11 protein-coding genes are annotated in these 14570 nt (G+C 70.6%); 2 read left to right on the forward strand and 9 right to left on the reverse strand.

The genetic code is table 11. From position 1 onward, the window contains the following. Positions 1-31: 31 nt before the first annotated feature. Together ABD770_RS03005 and ABD770_RS03010 are read right to left on the reverse strand one after the other, a co-directional pair. The gene (locus tag ABD770_RS03005; protein WP_344818015.1) at positions 32-2491 is read right to left on the reverse strand and encodes an ATP-dependent helicase; all 2460 of its coding nucleotides are present in this window, start codon (positions 2489-2491) and stop codon (positions 32-34) included. 185 nt (positions 2492-2676) lie between these two features. Next, a complete protein-coding gene (locus ABD770_RS03010; protein WP_344818016.1) occupies positions 2677-3663 on the reverse strand; it encodes a glycerophosphodiester phosphodiesterase family protein in 987 nt (328 codons plus the stop codon). An 88-nt stretch (positions 3664-3751) separates the two neighbouring features. On the opposite strand from ABD770_RS03010, the gene ABD770_RS03015 reads away from it, so the two are divergent. Continuing rightward, positions 3752-4696: a Bax inhibitor-1/YccA family protein gene (locus ABD770_RS03015; RefSeq protein WP_344818017.1), complete on the forward strand. Its 945-nt coding sequence runs from the start codon at positions 3752-3754 to the stop codon at positions 4694-4696. Between the two features lie 148 nt (positions 4697-4844). On the opposite strand, the gene ABD770_RS03020 is transcribed toward ABD770_RS03015, so the two are convergent. The 5 genes from ABD770_RS03020 to ABD770_RS03040 form a co-directional block, all read right to left on the reverse strand. Then, positions 4845-6239 (reverse strand): glycosyltransferase, encoded by a 1395-nt coding sequence (locus ABD770_RS03020; RefSeq protein ID WP_344818018.1) that lies wholly within the window; start codon positions 6237-6239, stop codon positions 4845-4847. Then, on the reverse strand, positions 6236-7822 hold the full coding sequence (guaA, locus tag ABD770_RS03025; RefSeq protein WP_344818019.1) for a glutamine-hydrolyzing GMP synthase: 1587 nt from the start codon (positions 7820-7822) through the stop codon (positions 6236-6238). The genes ABD770_RS03020 and guaA overlap by 4 nt, the downstream gene beginning before the upstream one ends. Further along, the gene (locus ABD770_RS03030; protein ID WP_344818020.1) at positions 7819-8304 is read right to left on the reverse strand and encodes a DUF3817 domain-containing protein; all 486 of its coding nucleotides are present in this window, start codon (positions 8302-8304) and stop codon (positions 7819-7821) included. The genes guaA and ABD770_RS03030 overlap by 4 nt, the downstream gene beginning before the upstream one ends. Positions 8305-8409: 105 nt before the next feature. Continuing rightward, positions 8410-9231, reverse strand: coding sequence for an SURF1 family protein (locus ABD770_RS03035; protein WP_344818022.1), 822 nt, complete (start codon positions 9229-9231; stop codon positions 8410-8412). Next, positions 9228-10346, reverse strand: a complete 1119-nt coding sequence (locus ABD770_RS03040) for a GuaB3 family IMP dehydrogenase-related protein (RefSeq protein WP_344819858.1) — start codon at positions 10344-10346, stop codon at positions 9228-9230. The genes ABD770_RS03035 and ABD770_RS03040 overlap by 4 nt, the downstream gene beginning before the upstream one ends. A 273-nt stretch (positions 10347-10619) precedes the next feature. On the opposite strand from ABD770_RS03040, the gene ABD770_RS03045 reads away from it, so the two are divergent. Further along, positions 10620-11465 carry a DUF559 domain-containing protein gene (locus ABD770_RS03045; protein WP_344818023.1) on the forward strand — a complete coding sequence of 282 codons (846 nt, stop codon included), beginning with the start codon at positions 10620-10622 and terminating at the stop codon, positions 11463-11465. 173 nt (positions 11466-11638) lie between these two features. On the opposite strand, the gene ABD770_RS03050 is transcribed toward ABD770_RS03045, so the two are convergent. Together ABD770_RS03050 and ABD770_RS03055 are read right to left on the reverse strand one after the other, a co-directional pair. Further along, positions 11639-13117, reverse strand: a complete 1479-nt coding sequence (locus ABD770_RS03050) for a pyridoxal phosphate-dependent decarboxylase family protein (protein WP_344818024.1) — start codon at positions 13115-13117, stop codon at positions 11639-11641. Then, positions 13114-14469, reverse strand: a complete 1356-nt coding sequence (locus ABD770_RS03055) for an MFS transporter (RefSeq protein ID WP_344818025.1) — start codon at positions 14467-14469, stop codon at positions 13114-13116. The genes ABD770_RS03050 and ABD770_RS03055 overlap by 4 nt, the downstream gene beginning before the upstream one ends. Between the last annotated feature and the right edge of the window lie 101 nt (positions 14470-14570).

The following is a 14570-nucleotide window of genomic DNA, read 5'->3' on the forward strand; positions in this document are numbered from 1 at the left end:
GCCAGCCTAACCGCCGCGTCCGAGCCCGCGACTACAGCTTGACGATCGGCGCGATCTTGATGAGCAGCTTCTTGCGCCCCGCCGTGTCGAACTGCACGTGGGCGATGCGCTTGGCGCCCTCTCCGGTGACGGCCTCGACGCGCCCCTCCCCGAAGTCGTCGTGGCGGATGCGGTCTCCCGCCGCCAGTTCGAGGTCTCCGTTGTCGCGCACCTTGCCCGTGACCTTGTTGGGGAAGCGGTCCATCGCGGTGGACAGGGGGGTGAGGCGGTCGCGCTGGGGCAGCGCCCGCACGCCGAAGTGGTCGTCCTTCGTCGAGCCCGAGCCCCACCCGCCGGGACGTCGCGCGTTCAGGGCCCGCGATCGCATCCCCCCTCGGGAGTTCACGTCGCCGGGCGACTGCCGCCAGTCGATGAGCTCCGCGGGGATCTCCTGCAGGAACCGGCTGGGCATCGCCACCGACACCTCGCCGAACTGCGCACGGGTCATCGCGAGCGACAGGTGCAGGCGTTTGCGGGCGCGCGTGATCCCCACGTAGAACAGCCGCCGTTCCTCCTGCGGCCCGCCCGGCTCCCCCGCCGAGATGCGATGCGGGATGAGGTCCTCCTCAACGCCGGTGACGAACACCGCGTCGTACTCCAGGCCCTTCGCGGTGTGCATCGTCATGAGGGACACCACGCCCGACGCGTCGTCGAGATCATCGGCATCCGAGACCAGTGCCACCTCGGCGAGGAAGTCGACGATCGTGCCGTCGGGGTTGTTGCGCGCGAAATCGCGAGCAACGGCGACGAACTCGTCGAGGTTCTCCAGCCGCGCCTCGTCCTGCGGGTCGCGGCTGGCGCGCAGCGCCTCGAAGTACCCGCTCTTCTCCAGCAGGATCTTCAGCCCCTCGGCGACCGAGGTGGCCGGCGGCACCTCCCCGGAAGCCGGGGTCAGGAGGTCCGCGGCCTCGGCGAGCACCGCGTCGAGCCGGCTGATCGCGGCCTGCAGCTTCGGACCCACGCCGAGTCCGTCGGCGTGGCGCAGTGCGTCGCGGAAGCTGATCCCCTGCTTCTCCGCGAACGCGCCGATCGCCGTCTCCGTCACGGCGCCGATGCCGCGGCGGGGCCTGTTGAGGATGCGGCGCACGGCCATGTCGTCGGCGGGGTTGGCGACCGCGACGAGGTACGCCAGGGCGTCCTTGATCTCCGCCCGTTCGTAGAACTTCGTGCCGCCCATGATCTTGTACGGAACGGCCGAGCGGATGAGGATCTCCTCCAGCGCGCGGGACTGCGAGTTGGTGCGGTAGAACACCGCCATCTCCGAGTACGGGTACCCGGCCCGGCGGAGCTCCTCGATCTCGTCGGCGACGAACTGCGCCTCGTCGTGCTGCGAGTACCCGGTGAACCCGACGATCTTGTCGCCGGGTCCCCGGTCGCTCCACAGGTTCTTCGCCTTGCGGTCGAAATTGTTGCCGATGACGGCGTTCGCGGCGGAGAGGATGTTCTGCGTCGAACGGTAGTTCTGCTCGAGCAGCACCACCTTCGCGCCGGGGAAATCGCGCTCGAACTCGGTGATGTTGCGGATGTCGGCCCCGCGGAACGCGTAGATCGACTGGTCGGAGTCGCCCACCACGGTCAGCGATGCCGCGGTGGCGTCCTCGCCCGGCGCGGGAGTCGGGTCGGGCTCGAAGATCATCATGCCGTCAGCGGCATACGGCTCGGGAGCCTTGCCCGCGACGGGCTTGGTGAGCTCCCGGATGAGCGAGTACTGGGCATGGTTGGTGTCCTGGTACTCGTCCACGAGAATGTGCCGGAACCGGCGCCGATAGGAGTCGGCGACCTGCGGGAACGCGCGGAACAGGAACACCGTCTGCCCGATCAGGTCGTCGAAGTCGAAGGCGTTGGCCTTCTGCAGCGATCGCTGATAGTCGGTGAACACCTCCACGAACTTCCGCTCCGCCGGGTCGGACATGTTGGCCTGACGGGCGTACCCCTCGGCGTCGAGCAGCTCGTTCTTGAGCTTGGAGATGCGGGACTGCACGGCACTGGGGGTGAAGCCGTAGGCATCCGCCTCGTGGTCCTTGACGAGGCGCTTGAGCAGCGCCCGGGAGTCGCCGGAGTCGTAGATGGTGAAGTTCCTCGTGAACCCGAACTGCTCGGCCTCGCGGCGCAGGATCCGCACGCACGCCGAGTGGAACGTCGAGATCCACATGCCCCGTGAGGCATCCCCCACCAGCTCGGCCACGCGCTCGCGCATCTCGCCGGCGGCCTTGTTCGTGAAGGTGATCGCCAGGATCTGACTGGGCCACGCCTCGCGGCGGTGCAGCAGCAGAGCGATGCGACGGGTGAGCACGCTCGTCTTCCCCGATCCGGCGCCTGCGACGATCAGCAGTGCATCGCCCCGATACGTGACGGCCTCGCGCTGCTGAGGGTTCAGCCCCGCCAGCAGCTCGTCATCTGCGGAGGAGCCGGGGCCGGCGGAGTCGGGAAGGATGAGTGGGGCATCGGTCATGGCCCTTCGAGTCTAGGCGGCGCCTCCGACAGCGCGCGCCGCGGAACGGCGCCCCTGCGCGGACCGTTCACCGGAACAGGAGATTCGCCTGGAACAGGACGATCCGACAGCATCCGTCCTGTTCTCGCCGAATCTCCTGTTCTCGTGCGATGGCGCGCGGCACCGCCGCACGACGCGGCACGGCCTCAGCCCCGGAACAGCGCCACGCCGAGGTCGGGATGGTCGACGAAGACGCCGTCCACCCCGGCATCCGCCAGCACCCGCCACTCCGCCTCGTAGTCGCCGAACGCCGCCTTCGCGCGCCCCATCCGGAACGGCGCGGACAGGAACCGGTTCTCCGGACGGCAGGTCCAGGTGAACACCCGCAGGCCGCGGGCGTGCGCATCCGGGACGATCGTGCTGCCGGGCCTCAGCAGCATCGCCTTGTCGACGCTGACGCCGTCCACCTCGCCGCGAAGGCCGTCCAGCCCCTCGGGCGTGACGAACCAGGCGTAGTCCCGCGCCGCACGACCCTGCTGCGAGACGAGATCGAAGGGCCGTCCGGACGCTTCGATGAGGAAGACGAAGGATGCCGCGATGCCGGTGTCCCTCAGCCGTGCCAGCACGCTCTGCTCGAACGATTCCACGATCAGCGGCAGCTCGCCCTCCGCCCACCCGCCGGCCCGCAGATCCCGCTCGATGAGCGGCACGAGGTCGAGATCGATCTGCTGGAAGTGGGTGGCGTGCTTGACCTCCAGGACCATGCCGATCTCGCGCCCGTGCTCGACGGACGCGCGCCGGATCATCGCCAGGAGGTCGGGGAGGCGGAGGATCGGCTGCAGCCCGTCGAAGCTGGCGCTGGAGGCGCGGATGCCGGGGAGCCGTTCGCGCGTGCGCAACGAGGCGAGCTCGTCCCAGGTGAAGTCCTCGGTGAACCACCCGGTCAGCGGCTGGCCGTCGATGCGCTTCGTGGTGCGGCGATCGGCGAACTCCGGATGCCGTGCGACATCGGTCGTGCCGGAGATCTCGTTCTCGTGCCGGATCACCAGCACGCCGTCCTTCGTGGCGACCACATCCGGCTCGACCGCGTCGACCCCCATGGCGAAGGCCAGCTCGTAGGACGATCGGCTGTGCTCGGGCCGATATCCGGGCGCACCGCGGTGTCCGATGATCAGCGGGGTTTTCCTGGGCACGCTCACAGCGTAAAGCACCCCGTTCACAGGCATCCGCCGTTATCGTTGAGACAAGAGTTGACCGATCCCTCGGGAGCAGAGGCCACCCATGAGCAATTTCGTCTTCAACAACCCGGCTTTCCAGCAGCAGGATCCGCGGAAGGCCGCCACGTACCCCGGAGCGCCTCGAGGCGCCCAGGGCACCTACGCACCGCCGCCCCCGCCCGCGGCCGCGCAGGCCGCGTCGTTCCAGCACGCCGGGATGGACGCCGCCGCGCACGCGCGGCTGGAGGGCATGTACTCCGCACCGTCCGCCGGCGCCATCGAGACCGACCGGATGACGGTCGAGGACACCGTCTGGAAGACCGCCGGGCTGTTCGGCATCCTGCTCGTCACCGCCGTCATCGGCTGGGTGTGGACGCTCGGTGGACTCGTCCCGCGATTCGGCGTGGCGGAGGGTTCGCTCGTACCGTGGATGGTGGGCGCCCTGGGCGGCTTCATCCTCGCCATGGTCGTCACCTTCACGTCGCGCAAGAAGGTGCGCCCTGCGCTCATCTTCGCGTACGCGGCCTTCGAGGGCCTGTTCGTCGGCGGCATCTCGGCGTTCTTCGAGACCGTCTGGCCGGGCGTGGTCATGCAGGCGACGCTCGCGACGGTCGCCGTGGTGGGCGTGACGCTCGCACTGTTCGCCAGCGGCAGGGTCCGCGCGTCCAAGAAGATGACGAAGATCGTCCTCATCGCCATGGTCGGCTACCTGGTGTTCCAGGTGGTCAACCTCATTCTGATGTGGACCGGCGTCGTCAACGCCGACCTCACCTTCGGCCTCTACAGCATGAAGATCGCCGGCATCCCCCTCGGTCTCATCATCGGCATCCTCGTCGTGCTCATGGCCGCGTACTCGCTCGTGATGGACTTCGACCAGATCCAGCAGGGCGTGCGCAACGGCGCTCCCCGCCCCTACGGCTGGGTGGGCGCCTTCGGCATCATGGTCACCGTCGTCTGGCTGTACGTGGAGATCCTGCGGATCCTCGCGATCCTGCGCGGCAGCGACTGACACCGTCGGGCCCGGGGCCGTCACCTCGCCCGCTCCCGCGGCGCGAGGCGCGGGAGCCCCGGCGGCAGACCGGGGTTCCCCTCCGGTCCCTGTGGCGCAACATGCCGTCTCGGCCCACCCGGGTGCGGCGCGTCGAGCCACGCGACGCTCAGCGGCGCGCGGGACCCGCGAGTGCCGTGCGGGTGGCTGCGGCGAGGGCGGTCATGGCCGCGTCCTCGCTCCACGCGGATGCCACCGCGGGGGCCTCCCCGGCCAGGCGCGCGCGCAGCGGGGCATCCGTGAGCACTCGACGGATGGCATCCGCCAGCGCACCCTCGTCACCGGACGGGACCAGCATCCCTCCCCCACGGCCCAGCGCGTCGCCGGGCCCGTAGCGCACGTCGTACGACACGACCGGGCAGCCGGCGGCGAGCGCCTCGACGATCGACAGCCCCTGGCCCTCGAACGCCGTGGCGGTGACCATGAGCTCCGCGCGGCGCAGCACGGCGTCCGGGTCGTCGGTGCGGCCCATCAACGCCACGCGGTCGCCCCCGTCGAGGGCCGAGATCAGTTCGGCGACGGATGCCGTGGACGGCCCGTCACCCCAGATCTCCAGGCGCGTGCCCGGCACATCAGCGGCGAGGAAGGCGCGCACGAGGTGATCGATGCGCTTGCCGGGAGCCAGGCGCGAGATGCTGACGACGAGCCCCGGTTCGCGCTCGGCGTCATTCACCGTGGGGAGACGGATGCCGTGTGGTGCGACGAGGTTCACGGCCTCCCCGCCGAACCGGGCCTGCACGTCGTCGCGCTGCGCCGGCGTGGGCCAGAGCACCGCGTCGAAGCGGTCGCTGACCGCGAACCAGCGCGTCCACAGCGCGTTGAGCGGGGCGTCCGGGGTGTACGGCGGTTCGAGGTGCATGGTGTGGATGGCGTGCACGATGCGAACTCTCGGGTTCGCCCACCCGGCCAGCAGCTCGCCCAGCTGCCGCGACTCGCAGATCACGACGACGGGCTTCTCGCTCGCGCCTGCGAGGTGATCGAGCCAGGCCCGGTACAGCCCGCCGAAGCCGGGGAGCGCGCCGACCGTGCCGCCGTGCTGGTCGTACACGCGCACCGCCGCCGCGCTCAGATGCCAGTCCGGGTTCCCGTGGATCACCGGCAGCGCGGCGTACGGCCGCCCCTCGGCATCCGTCAGCTCTCGATACTCCACCGCGCACTCCGCTTCCACGGACCGATCGGCGGACGCGGCGGCGGCGCGCAGCCACGGTGCCGCACCGCCATCGGGGGCGGAGGCCTCGTCGAAGAGGTTGCGGAGCGGGATGCCGGCGGGCAGCATCCCGAGGCGCGCGAACTCCTCGCGATGCGCGGCGTGCACCGCGGCATCCGCGGGGTCCACCGTGAGCACCTGCACGTCGGCGCCGTTCTCGGCCATCTGCCGGGCGCGGGAAGCCGTGGCGATCGTGTAGCCGCCGTCGAGTCCGGGGATCAGCCGGCTCGACAGGACGAGAAACGCCGCGTCGGGGAACAGTCCCTCCCCGGACGCGGCGTCACTCACAGCGCTCACTCCCACTCGATCGTCGCCGGCGGCTTGGAGGTCACGTCCAGCACGACGCGGTTGACCTCGCGCACCTCGTTGGTGATGCGGTTGGAGATCCGCGAGAGCACGTCGTAGGGCAGGCGCGTCCAATCCGCCGTCATGGCGTCCTCGCTGGAGACCGGGCGCAGCACGATCGGGTGGCCGTAGGTGCGGGCGTCGCCCTGCACGCCCACCGAGTGGACGTCCGCCAGCAGCACCACCGGGCACTGCCAGATCGTCTGGTCCAGACCCGCGGCGGTGAGCTCCTCGCGGGCGATGGCGTCGGCTTCTCGGAGGATGTCGAGCCGCTCGCGGGTCACCTCGCCGATGATGCGGATGCCCAGGCCCGGGCCGGGGAACGGCTGACGCCCCACGATGGCCTCGGGGATGCCGAGCTCGCGGCCGATCGCGCGCACCTCGTCCTTGAACAGGGCGCGCAGCGGCTCGACGAGCTCGAAGTCGAGGTCCTCGGGGAGCCCGCCGACGTTGTGGTGCGACTTGATGTTCGCGGTGCCCGTGCCACCGCCCGACTCCACGACGTCCGGGTACAGGGTGCCCTGCACGAGGAACTTCACGGGGGCGCCGCCGGTGGCCTTCGCCTCCTCGACGAGGTCGCGCTGGACCTGCTCGAAGGCGCGGATGAACTCGCGGCCGATGATCTTGCGCTTGGTCTCCGGGTCGGTGACCCCGGCGAGATGCCCGAGGAACGTGTCCACGGCGTCTACGGTGATCAGCCGCACGCCGGTGGATTCGACGTAGTCCTTCTCGACCTGCTCGCGCTCGCCCTTGCGCAGCAGTCCATGGTCGACGAAGACGGCCGTGAGCTGGTCGCCGATGGCCCGGTGCACGAGGGCCGTGGACACGGCCGAGTCCACGCCGCCGGACAGCGCGGAGATGACGCGGGCGTCACCGACCTGCTCACGGATGCGGGCGATCTGCTCGGAGATCACACTGTCGCTGTTCCAGTCGGCGGGCAGTCCCGCGCCCTTGTGCAGGAAGTTCTCCAGGATCTCCTGACCGTGGTCGGAGTGCCTGACCTCGGGGTGCCACTGCACGCCGTACAGTCTGCGCTCCTCATTCGCGAAGGCCGCCACCCTGGTGGCATCCGTCGTGGCGAGCACCTCGAAGCCCTCCGGCGCGCGGGAGACCTGATCGCCGTGACTCATCCACACGTTCTGCTCGGCGGGCTGGCCGCTCAGCAGGGTGCTCTCGCCGGCGTCGATGTGCGCATCCGTGGCACCGTACTCGCGCAGACCCGTGTTGGCGACCTCGCCGCCGAGCACCTGCGCCATGTACTGGAATCCATAGCAGATGCCCAGCGTCGGCACCCCGAGCTCCAGCACGGCGGGATCGAGCCGGGGAGCGCCCTCCTCGTACACCGACGACGGCCCACCGGAGAGGATGAGCGCCGCGGGGTTCTTCGCCGCGATCTCCTCGGCGGTCGCCGTGTGCGGCACGATCTCGCTGTACACACCCGCCTCACGGACGCGGCGGGCGATCAGCTGCGCGTACTGCGCACCGAAGTCGACGACGAGCGCGGGGCGGTGGTGGGTCTCGGTCTGCTCGGTCAACGGGAACCTTCCGGGGAGGTGGCGGGGATGGATGCGGCGGAGCCGGCGGCCGACTCGCGCTCGGCGAGATAGGCTCTCACGTCACGGGCGACGCGGGTCTCCATGAAGAAGGAAAGCAGCGGGACGACGCCGCCGAGAGCGAGCAGGATGAAACGCGGGAACCGCCAGCGCATCAGGCTCCACATCCGGAAGCAGGCGAAGAGGTAGACGACGTAGAACCAGCCGTGCACGATGAGCACGCCCAGCGAGAGGTTGACGCCGTCTCCCGTCGACTGCAGCCCCTCGGGGCCCTCGACCACGTCCGCGAACCAGAGGAATCCGCCCCTGCCGCCGAGGAAGAGCTCGAGGCGGATCGGCGTGTACTTCAGCACCATCTCGGTCACGAGCAGCAGCAGCATGACACCGGTGATGATCGACGCGATCTGATAGAAGGTCAGCGCGCCGCGGATCGCCGGAAAACTCGCGACTTTCGGTTCGGCCATGGTGCCATTCTACCGGCCGCCACCCGGGCCCTCCGCCGGTCAGACGCCGTGCGCGCTCGGCTGCCGACGGGGTGCGCGCAGGCGCGTTCCGCCCGCACACGCCTGCTACTCCTGCGGCCTCGCACGGGCCTGCGCGGCCTCCTCGAACTCCTCCGTCTCCCTCTCCCAGGCGTCCTTGGCGAGCCGGTACCAGAGGTAGAACGCGAAGCCGGCGAAGACCGCCCACTCGGCCGCATAGAAGATGTTCAGCCAGTTGACCGGCGATTTCAGCTCCGGGGCGGGGGAGCTGATGTCGACGAGACCGGCGGGAGCGGCGACGGATGCCAGGTACGGGCGGTACACGTCCAGCTGCTCGACATCGTGCCACCGGCTCAGCAGTGCGGCGGGCGACATCCGCACCAGTTCGGACGGGTCCGAGCGCGGCGGAACCTCGACGCCCTCGTCGTCGATGAGCCGTCCGGTGATCTCCGCGGTGACGGCGCCCCTGCTCTGCAGCGCCGCGGCGGCGGCATCCGCCTCCTCCCGCGTCTGCGCCCACCCGATCGCGACGGCGATCGAGGTCCGCTCGGCGACGCGCAGCTGACCGGTCACCCAGTAGCCCTCCGCACCGTCGTTGAAACGCTGCGAGACGACGATGAAGTCCTCCGGGACCCAGGTTCCCGAGGTCTCGACGCGCTGACCGCCGAGATGCTCGGCGAGGTACTGCCCGGGCCGGATCACCTCGGTCAGCGGACGCACCTGCTCGGTCACTCCGGGCTCCGGGGGCTCGGTGTCCACGGCGCGCGCGAGCTGCCACTGTCCGAGCCAGGCGAACACGCCCGCCACGACCAGGCACAGCGCGAGCACCCCGATCCACCGCCGGCGCAGCATGACCTCGCGCAGGGTCGGCGGGAAGTCCTGCGGTGTCAGCGGTGCGCTGTTCGTCATCCCAGCGCGTACGGTGCGAGGACGACCTCGACGCGCTGGAACTCCTTGAGGTCGGAGTACCCGGTCGTCGCCATGGACTTGCGCAGCGCACCGATCAGGTTGGCCGTGCCGTCCGCGACGGGGGCGGGCCCGTAGAGGATCTCCTCGAGGCTCGCCACGCCGTCCACGGCCACGCGTCTGCCGCGCGGCAGCTGCGGATGGTGCGCCTCGGCGCCCCAATGGAAGCCCTGACCGGGGGCGTCCGTGGCCCGTGCGAGCGCGACGCCCAGCATGACGGCATCCGCCCCCATCGCGAGAGCCTTGACCAGGTCGCCGGAGGTGCCCACGCCGCCGTCGGCGATCACATGCACATAGCGTCCGCCCGACTCGTCGAGGTAATCGCGCCGCGCCGCGGCGACGTCGGAGACGGCGGTCGCCATGGGCGCGTGGATGCCGAGGGTCGCGCGTGTGGTGGACGCCGCGCCCCCGCCGAATCCGACCAGCACGCCCGCGGCGCCCGTGCGCATCAGGTGCAGCGCGGCCGTGTAGGTGGCCGCACCGCCGACGATGACGGGCACGTCGAGGTCGTAGATGAACTTCTTGAGGTTCAACGGTTCGGCCACGCTCGACACGTGCTCGGCCGAGACCGTCGTGCCGCGGATGACGAAGAGGTCGACACCGGCCTCCACGACGGTGCCGTACAGCTCCTGTGTGCGCTGCGGGGTGAGAGAGCCGGCGACGGTGACGCCCGCCTCGCGGATCTCGGCGAGGCGCTGCTTGATGAGCTCGGGCCGGATGGGCTCCGAGTACAGCTCCTGCATGCGCACGGTCGCACGGTCGGCCGGCAGTGCGGCGATCTCGTCGAGCAGCGGCTGCGGGTTCTCGTAGCGGGTCCACAGGCCTTCGAGGTCGAGGACGCCGAGCCCGCCCAGCCTGCCCAGCATGATCGCCGTCTGCGGGCTGACCACGGAGTCCATCGGCGCACCCAGGACCGGGATGTCGAAGGAGAACGCGTCGATCGTCCACACCGTCGAGACGTCCTCCGGGTTGCGCGTGCGCCGTGACGGCACGACCGCGATGTCGTCGAACGTGTACGCACGACGTGCACGCTTGCTTCGGCCGATTTCGATCTCCATGCTCACCCGTCCAGACTACCCGGCCGCCCCGACACCGCCGCCCCGCTCCCCGCGCTCCTCCCCTCCCGCCCTTCCCCTCCCGCACCTCCCCATTCACCGAGAACAGGAGATTCGTCCGATACAGGACGGATCCCGGGATATCGTCCTGTCCTCATCGAATCTCCTGTTCTCAGACACACCGAACGCCCTGCACACCGCATCCCGCGCGGCACGTTGTCCCCAGCGGTCGGGATTCGGGGCTTCGACGCGGGCGGACCCGGCATCCTCGAAGGCATGAGCACTCCGCTGATGGTGTGGATGCGGCAGCACGACGGCGTCGCGCACAGCCGCGATCTGCGCGAGCACGGCTACTCCCCGTACGAGGTGCGGAAGGCGGTGGATGCCGGAGAACTGGAGCGCGTCCGACGATCCTGGCTGCTGACCCCGCACTGCTCGCCGGATCGCCGTGCCGCCGCAGCAGTCAGCGGGCGGGTGACGTGCGTGACGGCGGCGGCGCGTCTGAAGCTGTGGAGCGGGGAGTCCTCCGGCGTGCACGTGGCCGTGCCGCCGACGTCATCGAGGATCGCCCGACCGGGGCTGGTGCTGCACTGGAGCGCCGGTCCGGTGCCCGTCGCCCGCTTCACCGTCGACGATCCCGTCCTGAACGTGCTGCACCACATCGCCCACTGCCTCGCCCCGTCGGACGCGGTGATCGTCTGGGAGGCCGCACTGCGCAGGACGCTCGTCACGCTGCCGCAGCTGCGCCGCACGGACTGGCGAAGCACCGCCGTCGACGACGTGCTCCGCCGGGTGGGCCTGCTGTCGGATTCGATGCTGGAGACCACTTTCCTCGCCATCATGCGCAGCTGCGGAGTGGAGGTCCGTCAACAGGTGCTGATCGACGGGCACCGGGTCGACGGACTCATCGGTGAGCGCCTGATCATGCAGCTGGACGGGTTCGAGTTCCACAGCACGCCGAAGGACCGTCGCCGCGACCTGCGCCAGGACGCCCGGCTCGCGCTGCTGGGTTACACGGTCCTGCGATTCGACTACCAGCAGGTGATGTTCGACCAGGAGTATGTGCAGCAGACCATCCTCAACGCCGTCGCGCAGGGGCTGCATCTCGCGCGCCGGCGGTGAATCCCCTGCCGCCCGCCCTCTGACCCCTCGTGCTGTCACCGATAACAGGAGATTCGCTCGATACAGGACGGATGCCACGCACATCTTCCTGTTCTCGGTGAATCTCCTGTTCTGGAGAAAGGACAGCGAGACGGCAGGTGCACGACGCGGCAGGCACCGCGGTGGCGGGCGGGTCAGCGCGGCTCGGAGCCGCGCGCCAGCAGCTCGGTCAGCAGCGCTTCGGCGACCGGCGGCGGCAGCTGCTCGATCAGAGCCATGAGCTGCGCCATGGGGCGGCCGGAGGGCACCGCATCCGCCCCGGCCAGACGCAGCAGGCGCCACGAGACAGCAGGCCCCGGCACGCGCCCGCCCTCACCGTAGCCGAGCGCCCGCAGTCCCGCCGCCAGCATCCGCGCGTTCGCCCGCGGCCGTCCGCGCACGGAGTCGGATGCCGAGCGCAGGGCATCCGTGAATTCGGTGATGCGCTGCTCGAGCACCGGGGTGAAGGTGAGATGCGCACTGTGCGGGATGCGCACGCCGTCTGACTGCAGCCGGCCGGGCTGATGCTGGATGCGCCACCCGCGACCGACGAGGGCGTCCGCGAGATGGTACGGATCCACCTGCTGCTCCGGTGGGGCAGAGGCGTCGGCGACCAGCGTCATCGCCGGCCCGGTCGGTTCGCCCATCACGGACAGGCCGCGGATGCCGTCGACAGCCGTGCGCACGGCGGCTGCGACCCGCTGGATCGACCCGACGAGCTCGGCGTACCCGCGCTCCCCGAGGTGCTGCGTGATCGCCCACGCGGCGGCCAGCGGAGACGCGGAGCGGGAGCCGAGCAGGGTGGGGTTGACCACCGGGTACCCGGCCCAGCGCGTCGTCGCGAAGAACTGCGCACGATGCCGCCGCCGACCGCGATGCAGGAGCACCGAGACGCCCTTGGGCGCGTAGCCGAACTTGTGCAGATCGGCGGACATGCTCGTCACTCCGCGCGCACGGAAGTCCCAGCGCGGCAGCCCCGGCCACCACGGCAGCACGAAGCCGCCGAAGCACGCGTCGACGTGGCAGGAGATGCCCCGGTCGTCGGCCGCGGCGGCCACCTCCTCGATCGGATCGAGCACGCCGCTCGGGTACGCGGGGGCCGACACGACGACCATCGCGACGTCGTCACCCATCCGCTCGACGAGGTCCGCAGCGCGCACCGCGCCGTTCTCGCAGCACGGCACCGCGTCCACATCCAGATCGAACAGCAGCGCGGCCTTCTGGAAGGCGGCATGCGCATTCGTCGACGTCAGCAGCCGCGGCCGCCCGCCCTCCGGATGCGCGCGCCGCCACAGATCACGGGCGGTCTTCACCGCGAGCAGGCAGCTCTCGGTTCCCCCGCTGGTGATCGAGCCGACGACGGAGCGACCGCCGTGCAGCACCCGTCGTGTGAAGCCCACGAGGTCCCGTTCCATCACGGCGATCGAGGGGAACACCGTCGGGTCCAGCCCGTTCAGCGGCCGGGCGAGGCTCGCCGCGGCATCGGCGAGTTCATCGAGCTCCCCCCTGCCGGAGTCGTACACGTACGAGAGCACCCGCCCGCCGTGCGTGGGCGCGTCCCGCGCCCGCAGCGCCCGGAGCCGCCCGAGGATCTCATCGGTGTCCGCCCCCGCACTCCGTCTCGCGACGCTCATGCGGAGGTGCCCACGATGTCCTGCTCACGCAGCCGGTACCGGGCGAGCACGAACAGGCTCAGGACCATCAGCACGGCGGGGAGGACGCTGAACGACACGGCGATCCCCATCACGGCGGATGCCGGCTGCGTCACCGTCTCGCCGACCGTCGTCTCCACATAGTCGGTGGCGGCGAGCACGAGGGCGAGCACCGTGCCGCCCAGCGCCATCCCCGTCGTCTCGCCCGCCGTCCAGACCCCGCCGAAGATCCCGGAGCGGTTGTCGCCACCGGTCGCCGTGCGGTCGTAGGCGATGACGTCCGGCAGCATGGCCATCGGCAGCGTCTGCATGCCCGCGTAGGCGGCGCCGGCCAGCCCCACGGGCGCGAGGATCCACCACCCCGGCGACCACACCATGAGCGCGAGCACGAGCGTCGCCAGCAGGAACACGGCACTGGCGAGCCGGAACGCGCGCTCCTTGCCGATGCGGTCGGCGATGGCCTTCCACACCGGCGCCATGAGCAGCGCGGGGGCGATGAGCGCCACGAACAGCTGCGTCACCGCGGACTCGTCGTCCAGCACCCAGCGCGCGACGTACTGGGCGGCGGCGAGCATCAGGCCCGTCGCCAGGCCCTGCAGCATGAAGGTCACCAGCAGCACGCGGAACGGCTGGCTCTCGCGCAGCACGATGATCCCGTCCCGGTAGTGCTCGCCGATCGTCGCGCCGGGCCGCACCGGCAGCAGCGGACGCCGCGGCGCCACCCCCGCCGAGACCAGCATCCCGACGCCCAGGACGATGCCGGCGATGACGGCCATCAGGAGGTAGCCGCGCAGCGGATCGTCGGGGAACAGCGCGCGCAGCTCGGGCCCGCCCGCGCCGAACAGCAGGATGGCGAAGGTCAGCACCACCACCCGCCAGCTCAGCAGCCGCGTGCGCTCGCGGTAGTCGTCGGTGAGCTCGGCGGGCAGGGCGATGTACGGCACCTGGAACAGGCTGAAGCAGGTCGCGGCGGCCATGAACGCCACGAGCACCCAGATCGCGGCGGGCACGGCCCCGAACCCGGCGGGCACCGCGAAGGTCAGCACGAAGGCGATGGGGAGGCCGATGCCGCCGATGACCATCGCCCGGCGGCGGGATCCGGTGTGCGCGAGCGCCCGGTCGCTGAGTCCGCCGATGACCGGATCGATGAGCACGTCCCACACCTTGGCGGCCGTGACGATGGCACCGGCCGCGAGCGCCGTCACCCCCAGCGAGTCGGTGAGGTAGTACACGAGCACCAGGCCGGGGAGCGTCCCGAAGCCGCCCGTGCCGAGTGACCCGATCGCATAGCGCGAGATCTGCCCGCGCGTGAGCGAATTCGGCTCTGAACCCATGCCGATCACTCTAGTGCGGGTCGGCGACACTGCTCTCGAGCAGTCGTCCGGCGACCCCGCTGACCCAGCATTCCCCGTATGCGGGGGCGGGCGGATGCCGT

This window comes from Microbacterium soli (assembly GCF_039539005.1).
Taxonomy (GTDB): Bacteria; Actinomycetota; Actinomycetes; order Actinomycetales; family Microbacteriaceae; genus Microbacterium; species Microbacterium soli.